This is a genomic window from Paenibacillus sp. Aloe-11 (genome assembly GCF_000245715.1).
GTDB lineage: Bacteria > Bacillota > Bacilli > Paenibacillales > Paenibacillaceae > Paenibacillus > Paenibacillus kribbensis.
In genome coordinates, this window is record NZ_JH601041.1 from 1 (window position 1) to 6290 (window position 6290).

General features: G+C 46.6%; 4 protein-coding genes and 21 tRNA genes. 22 read left to right on the forward strand and 3 right to left on the reverse strand.

What is annotated here, in order from left to right; genetic code table 11:
• Positions 1 to 83 precede the first annotated feature (83 nt).
• From WG8_RS01730 to WG8_RS01830, 21 genes are all read left to right on the forward strand, one after another.
• Positions 84 to 160, forward strand: a tRNA-Ile gene (locus WG8_RS01730).
• Positions 161 to 184: 24 nt separating this feature from the next.
• Positions 185 to 260: transfer RNA gene (locus WG8_RS01735), tRNA-Ala, on the forward strand.
• Positions 261 to 264: 4 nt separating this feature from the next.
• Positions 265 to 340, forward strand: a tRNA-Asn gene (locus tag WG8_RS01740).
• A gap of 34 nt (positions 341 to 374) precedes the next feature.
• Positions 375 to 448 (forward strand) — tRNA-Met (locus WG8_RS01745).
• Positions 449 to 451: 3 nt separating this feature from the next.
• Positions 452 to 543 (forward strand) — tRNA-Ser (locus WG8_RS01750).
• 31 nt (positions 544 to 574) lie between these two features.
• Positions 575 to 646 (forward strand) — tRNA-Glu (locus WG8_RS01755).
• A 6-nt stretch (positions 647 to 652) separates the two neighbouring features.
• Positions 653 to 728 (forward strand) — tRNA-Val (locus WG8_RS01760).
• A gap of 31 nt (positions 729 to 759) precedes the next feature.
• A tRNA-Met gene (locus WG8_RS01765) sits at positions 760 to 833 on the forward strand.
• 25 nt (positions 834 to 858) lie between these two features.
• A tRNA-Asp gene (locus WG8_RS01770) sits at positions 859 to 935 on the forward strand.
• Between the two features lie 36 nt (positions 936 to 971).
• A tRNA-Phe gene (locus tag WG8_RS01775) sits at positions 972 to 1044 on the forward strand.
• Between the two features lie 25 nt (positions 1045 to 1069).
• A tRNA-Thr gene (locus WG8_RS01780) sits at positions 1070 to 1145 on the forward strand.
• 4 nt (positions 1146 to 1149) lie between these two features.
• Positions 1150 to 1235, forward strand: a tRNA-Tyr gene (locus WG8_RS01785).
• 19 nt (positions 1236 to 1254) lie between these two features.
• Positions 1255 to 1327 (forward strand) — tRNA-His (locus WG8_RS01790).
• 15 nt (positions 1328 to 1342) lie between these two features.
• Positions 1343 to 1417, forward strand: a tRNA-Gln gene (locus WG8_RS01795).
• Positions 1418 to 1421: 4 nt separating this feature from the next.
• Positions 1422 to 1497, forward strand: a tRNA-Lys gene (locus WG8_RS01800).
• Positions 1498 to 1511: 14 nt separating this feature from the next.
• Positions 1512 to 1599: transfer RNA gene (locus tag WG8_RS01805), tRNA-Leu, on the forward strand.
• A 6-nt stretch (positions 1600 to 1605) separates the two neighbouring features.
• Positions 1606 to 1680: transfer RNA gene (locus WG8_RS01810), tRNA-Gly, on the forward strand.
• Positions 1681 to 1690: 10 nt separating this feature from the next.
• Positions 1691 to 1762: transfer RNA gene (locus WG8_RS01815), tRNA-Cys, on the forward strand.
• 25 nt (positions 1763 to 1787) lie between these two features.
• A tRNA-Arg gene (locus tag WG8_RS01820) sits at positions 1788 to 1864 on the forward strand.
• A 22-nt stretch (positions 1865 to 1886) separates the two neighbouring features.
• Positions 1887 to 1960, forward strand: a tRNA-Pro gene (locus WG8_RS01825).
• A 9-nt stretch (positions 1961 to 1969) separates the two neighbouring features.
• Positions 1970 to 2040 (forward strand) — tRNA-Gly (locus WG8_RS01830).
• 198 nt (positions 2041 to 2238) lie between these two features.
• Here the strand turns inward: WG8_RS01830 and WG8_RS01835 are convergent.
• From WG8_RS01835 to WG8_RS01845, 3 genes are all read right to left on the reverse strand, one after another.
• Positions 2239 to 3342, reverse strand: a complete 1104-nt coding sequence (locus WG8_RS01835; RefSeq protein ID WP_007428340.1) for a PAS domain-containing sensor histidine kinase — start codon at positions 3340 to 3342, stop codon at positions 2239 to 2241.
• Entirely contained in the window at positions 3335 to 3988 is a 654-nt protein-coding gene (locus WG8_RS01840; protein ID WP_007428341.1) for a response regulator, read from the reverse strand. Before WG8_RS01840 ends, WG8_RS01835 begins: the two co-directional genes overlap by 8 nt.
• 141 nt (positions 3989 to 4129) lie before the next feature.
• Entirely contained in the window at positions 4130 to 4582 is a 453-nt protein-coding gene (locus WG8_RS01845) for a GAF domain-containing protein (RefSeq protein WP_007428342.1), read from the reverse strand.
• A gap of 298 nt (positions 4583 to 4880) precedes the next feature.
• On the opposite strand from WG8_RS01845, the gene WG8_RS01850 reads away from it, so the two are divergent.
• Positions 4881 to 5621, forward strand: a complete 741-nt coding sequence (locus tag WG8_RS01850) for a Crp/Fnr family transcriptional regulator (protein ID WP_007428343.1) — start codon at positions 4881 to 4883, stop codon at positions 5619 to 5621.
• Positions 5622 to 6290: the final 669 nt, after the last annotated feature.

Sequence of the window (6290 nt, forward strand, 5' to 3'; positions counted from 1 at the left end):
ATGGTACTTGGACCGCAGGGTCCTGGGAGAGTAGGACGCCGCCAAGCGATATCCTTTAGAGGATAATAATGCTGTAAATATTAGGGCCTTTAGCTCAGCTGGTTAGAGCGCACCCCTGATAAGGGTGAGGTCGGTGGTTCGAGTCCACTAAGGCCCACCACTTCTTAATTAATACAACATGATTGGGGCCATAGCTCAGCTGGGAGAGCGCCTGCCTTGCACGCAGGAGGTCAGCGGTTCGATCCCGCTTGGCTCCACCAATATTCCCTGATAGCTCAGTTGGTAGAGCACTCGACTGTTAATCGAGTTGTCACAGGTTCGAGTCCTGTTCGGGGAGCCATATTTTGAATATTTTTGACTTATATATATAAGGTGGCGGCGTAGCTCAGCTGGCTAGAGCGTACGGTTCATACCCGTGAGGTCGGGGGTTCGATCCCCTCTGCCGCTACTCGGAGAGATACCCAAGTGGCTATAAGGGGACCCTCTGCTAAGGGGTTAGACTGCGAAAGTGGTGCGAGGGTTCGAATCCCTCTCTCTCCGCCACACCTTTAAAAATTCAGAATTTATTTTGTAAGGCCCGTTGGTCAAGGGGTTAAGACACCTCCCTTTCACGGAGGTAACAGGGGTTCGAATCCCCTACGGGTCATAATATGGAGGCTTAGCTCAGCTGGGAGAGCATCTGCCTTACAAGCAGAGGGTCGGGGGTTCGATCCCCTCAGCCTCCACCATTAATAATTTAAAAGAAATCCCTTTTACTATCGCGGGGTGGAGCAGTTCGGTAGCTCGTCGGGCTCATAACCCGAAGGTCGTAGGTTCAAATCCTGCCCCCGCAATTAATTTCCTGATGGAAATGCCTCTGGAACTGTGGTGTAGAGGCCTAACATGCCTGCCTGTCACGCAGGAGATCGCGGGTTCGAATCCCGTCAGTTCCGCCATTCTAATATGTATAATTTAGTAGTACAACATAATATGGCTCGGTAGCTCAGTCGGTAGAGCAGAGGACTGAAAATCCTCGTGTCGGCGGTTCGATTCCGTCCCGAGCCACCTTTCAAGTGGGAATGAGTAATGTGCCGGTGTAGCTCAATTGGTAGAGCAACTGACTTGTAATCAGTAGGTTGGGGGTTCAAGTCCTCTCGCCGGCACCATTTTGGAGGATTAGCGAAGTGGCCAAACGCATCAGACTGTAAATCTGCTCCCTTACGGGTTCGGTGGTTCGAATCCATCATCCTCCACCAGTCTTTTCTTAATCATATGGCGGTCGTGGCGAAGTGGTTAACGCACCGGACTGTGACTCCGGCATTCGTGGGTTCAAGCCCCATCGGCCGCCCTTTATTCTTATTAATGGGGATTAGCCAAGCGGTAAGGCAACGGACTTTGACTCCGTCATGCATAGGTTCAAATCCTATATCCCCAGCCATTAAGAGCCATTAGCTCAGTTGGTAGAGCACCTGACTTTTAATCAGGGTGTCGAAGGTTCGAGTCCTTCATGGCTCACCATTTATAATTATTTTGCGGTCGTGGCGGAATTGGCAGACGCGCACGGTTCAGGTCCGTGTGGGCTAACCCCCCGTGGAGGTTCGAGTCCTCTCGACCGCACCATATTTTGCGGACGTGGCTCAGCGGTAGAGCATCGCCTTGCCAAGGCGAGGGTCGCGGGTTCGATTCCCGTCGTCCGCTCCATTATCCATACGGCGCCATAGCCAAGTGGTAAGGCAAAGCTCTGCAAAAACTTCATTCCCCAGTTCAAATCTGGGTGGCGCCTTAACGCTCATTATGGATTACAATATGCGCCCTTAGCTCAGCTGGATAGAGCGTTTGACTACGAATCAAAAGGCCGGGAGTTCGAATCTCTCAGGGCGCGCCATTTTTTAAAAAATGTATAATGTCGGGATGTAGCTCAGCTTGGTAGAGCACCTGGTTTGGGACCAGGGGGTCGCATGTTCAAATCGTGTCATCCCGATACTGATTTGCGGGTGTAGTTCAATGGTAGAACTCCAGCCTTCCAAGCTGGTAGCGTGGGTTCGATTCCCATCACCCGCTTTTTGCTATAGCGGATTCTTGTTGCCTCAGTGGTGACACCTTATAAATAAAGAGAGCCTGTCTGGAGACAGTGCTCTCTCTTTTTTTATTATATTTTCTAAATAACGATATGATGAATATTGAGGATTTGCGCTATCTGGTGCATACCCCGCAAATAAGTTTGTGGATATACACCCGATTACGATCCAACGGCCGATTTTACACGGGAATGGTGAGCTGGATGGAGGTTCCTTGCTCTGGTGCGGAGGTCATGCTCATATATCCTCCTACTCCTCTAGCCCGTTCTTCCATGCTAAACAGCCCAACGCCCTCTCCTTGGGATTCTTCAGAGAATCCGATCCCCTCATCCCAAATGCTCACTTGTATGATTTCACCCTGATCTTCTACGTCGACATGTGCTTCTGCTACGTCTGCATACTTGGCTACATTCGTTAATGCTTCTTGTACAATCCGATAAATAGCTATTTCCTTACGGATATCAAGGCGTTTACGCAGGTTACACTGAAAATGGACCTCAATACCGTAATGCGAGCAAAAGTTTTCAATATAGGTTCGTATGGCTGGTACGACACCTAAATCATCCAGAACTGAGGGACGTAGTTCCCATGCTAGCCCGCGGACGTCTTTAATGATGTCGGTTACCTGTGAACGCAGATTTTCCAGAACAGGACTAGGCTGTTCAGCAAGTTGGCTATCTAGTTGAATAATTAGAGAAAACAAGCTTTGTCCAATCCCATCATGCAATTCTCTTGAAAAACGCTTGCGTTCTTCCTCCTGAATTTGCATTACTTGCGTCATCATCGTCTGAAGCTCAGCCTCGACCTTTTTCAGCTTGGTGACCTCATTACGGATTGCTAAGTACTGATAGGGTTTGCCTTCCTCGTCCATGAATGGAACGATTGTGGTATTCACCCAGTAATAGCTGTTATCCTTAGCCCGATTGCGTATTTCTCCTTGCCATACCTGGCCTGAGCGTATGGTGGTCCACAGGTTTTTCATGAACGCGGGAGTGTGGTAGCCTGAATTAATGAGCCGATGATCCCGACCGATCAGTTCTTCACGACTGTACTGCGAAATCTCACAGAACTTGTCGTTCACGTACTGAATAATGCCACGGTGATCGGTCAAAGCAACGATGGAGGAAGTATCTAATGCAAGTTTCAGGTTGGATAGCTGATGAAGTGAGTTACGCAGTTCATGGAGAAAAGGAGACTCCGGGATATAAGCTTCCAAATCATTTAGTAACTTATCAGCCGACTCACCAAAAGCGTGCTGCAGTAAAGGATTAGAAGGTTCATTCATAGTGCAGCAGCCCCTTTTTAAGTGCAAATTTGACCAACTCAGGCCGTGTTTTCAGGTTAAGCTTTTCCATAAGGTTACTTTTGTGGGACTCTACGGTTTTGACGCTAATTACCAGGTGCTCGGCAATTTCCTTATTGGCATATCCTTTTGCTATCCATGACAGAATTTCCTTTTCACGCTCGGAAAGGGACTCATAGGGTCCGGCAATGCCTTCCTGTTTGATCTTGTCCAGATATTCACTCATCAGTCGTTTGGTCGCATTTGGGTACAAATAGGCGCTGCCTTCGGCCACAGACTGAATGGCTGCGAGTAATTCCTCGTGAGGTGCACTTTTTAAAATGTATCCGGATGCCCCGGCCTGAATAGCCCGGAATAGGTATTCCTCATCGTCATGCATCGTTAGGATAAGAACTTCAGTATCAGGCAATTTTTTTTTTAATTCAGTGGTTGCTGTTAGACCGTCTTTGCCAGGTGGCATGCTAAAATCCATGAGCACTACATTGGGTTGTAGCTCCACCGCCTTGCGGATCGCCTCATCACCGTCTGCAGCATCTCCTACCACCTTAATGCCGTTTTTGCCGTCCAATAGGGCCATGAGGCCGGAACGTACGACAACATGATCATCCACTACAAGTATACGAATCAATTTGTCATCCCCTCGAACGGTAAAAAAACCGTGCGTTTTGTCATAATCATAGCAAATTTTAGGGATTTCAATCAATATAGTCAGCTGGGTATGTCCATATTCAGCAAATATCTGTTGTTATCTATAAAAGTATGAAGAAGCTTATGAAGTAGGGGGGGGAGTACATAGCTCACCAAGCCGCTGAGCGACTCGAGTTGCCTCGGCTACTTCGGAATCGGTGAACGTCCTTACATCGCGGTTACCAAGAAGTAGCACACCATTCGGTAAATTACCTGTGCTGGAAAAGGGAATAGCTATAGCAGAATGAAGCTGCTCAGCCAGCATCAGCGCACATTCCTGACGCAGACGTATGCAGCCAGGCAGCAAAGCACTCACAGTCACGGTACGTCCCAGACGAACTGCCAGCCCGGCAATGCCGTGTCCCACTTTAAAAGAAATAAGGCGATAACGATTGCTTCGGCTGCCAGAGACGTAATACCAATGTAACTTACCGCCTCCTGATTTGGACATGAATGCAAGGGCAGTGAGATCTCCATAGATGTGATCCCTTAACTGGTTCAGTTCTTTTCGCATTTCATCCGTTATTTGTAGCATGGAAGACACATCCTTTTTCTTAACAAAACTGTAGCTCTAATTATTGTAGCTCCGACGGTTACAAAAGTAAGTCAGGGAACCCCCTGATCTATAGGCGTAGGAAACACTGACTTTTTATAAGACGGGGAAATGAGTAGGAGGAAAGCCGATAAATAAGGCACTAGCCTGCCTGAGAAGTGATATTTATCACAGCGAATCAGGGAGTAGGAAGGTATAAAATCAGGTGTTCTCCCGATAACAACCCATGTGTCAAACCATTATGATATAGATATCAGGTAAACATGAGGAGGACGCTAACATGCAAGCCACTTGTATGGAACGGTTTGGGGACGAGGCGGAACGCACGGGGATTCAGCTTTTTTTGACGGAGGAGCATTTTGAGCTGCTGAAAGAAATTATGTCTTGGAAAAAGGTAAAGGCAGGCGTTATGCTTTTCCGAGAGGGCGATGATGCGGAGCAGCTTTATTATATACATTCAGGCCATGTAAAACTTCGTAAGTCGACAGAAGATGGTAAAGAATTGATTTTGACCATTCAGCATCAGGGTGATCTGATCGGGGAATTCAGTGGGATAGATGGAGAAGAGTATAGCTGCACTGCGGAAACAGCCGATGCGTGTGAACTGGGTGCCGTGCTTGTTAAGGATTTGGAGTTGCTTCTGTCCAAAAATGGAGAGATGGCACTTCAGTTCATTCAATGGATGGCGATGAAGCAACGAATTATGCAATCGCGGTTTCGGGATTTACTGTTGTATGGTAAAGCAGGAGCGTTGGCGTCTACACTGATTCGTGCGAGCAACACATGCGGCGTAGCAGTGAAGGATGGCATTTTACTGAATATGAAGCTGAGTCACTCCGAACTGGGTGAGATGATTGGAGCGACACGGGAGAGTGTAAACCGAATGCTAAGCTCGCTGAAGGAGCAGGGAACTCTGGATACACGAGATGGAAAAATCGTCATTCATGATCTCAAGGTATTGCGTGCCATGTGCTGCTGCCCTTCGTACGGCCAATGTGCCCATGAGATTTGCCGACTCTAAAACAGATGAATATAAATAAGGCGGAGTCTCTGGGACCCGCCTTGCTTCATGTTTTCTGACAATCTGAACTTATGGCGATTGAATAACACGGATAATAAAAGTGCTAATCAACGCCGGATAGCAGAATTCTTATGGATTTTCACTGTCTACCTTACAATGAAGACAAATCAGGCACAAGATGCACGAGACCTTGCGCATTAAAGCCAAACGAAAAATAAGATGCGGTAGGAGCAGTTGAGTTGGATCATAGGTTCATAACTAGAGCACCCAACTGAAGTAGACATACATGATAGGTGTTTTTTTCAGTGGCGTGTAGGGATTATATAACTTGGAACTAAATACATATAGATTTTATAAACTAGACGTGTTAAAGTAACATTCCAGTCAAATTTGGCTGAGTAAAAGGTTGAATAATTTTAGCCTTTGAAAATAGGGATTATTTACAAGTTGATTTCACTGGCTGAAAATGATATACTATTTTAGCTGACAACAAAACAGCAATTTCAAAAATGAAAACTTGGGCCAAATGATCTTGATAAGTAAGGAAAAAATAACCCTTGCATTTTTGAAACGAACATGATATGATCTTATAGCTGCTGAAAAACGCGGCGAAAAAGAAATCAATGTTTGATCTTTGAAAACTGAACAACGAGTGAGTAATGATTTTGT

What these genes read in the sequence shown, in the direction of transcription:
- WG8_RS01835 (WP_007428340.1), bottom strand. Translation starts at nt 3,342, where the DNA reads ATGAATGAACCTTCTAATCCTTTACTGCAGCACGCTTTTGGTGAGTCG.
- WG8_RS01845 (WP_007428342.1), bottom strand. Translation starts at nt 4,582, where the DNA reads ATGCTACAAATAACGGATGAAATGCGAAAAGAACTGAACCAGTTAAGG.
- WG8_RS01850 (WP_007428343.1), top strand. Translation starts at nt 4,881, where the DNA reads ATGCAAGCCACTTGTATGGAACGGTTTGGGGACGAGGCGGAACGCACG.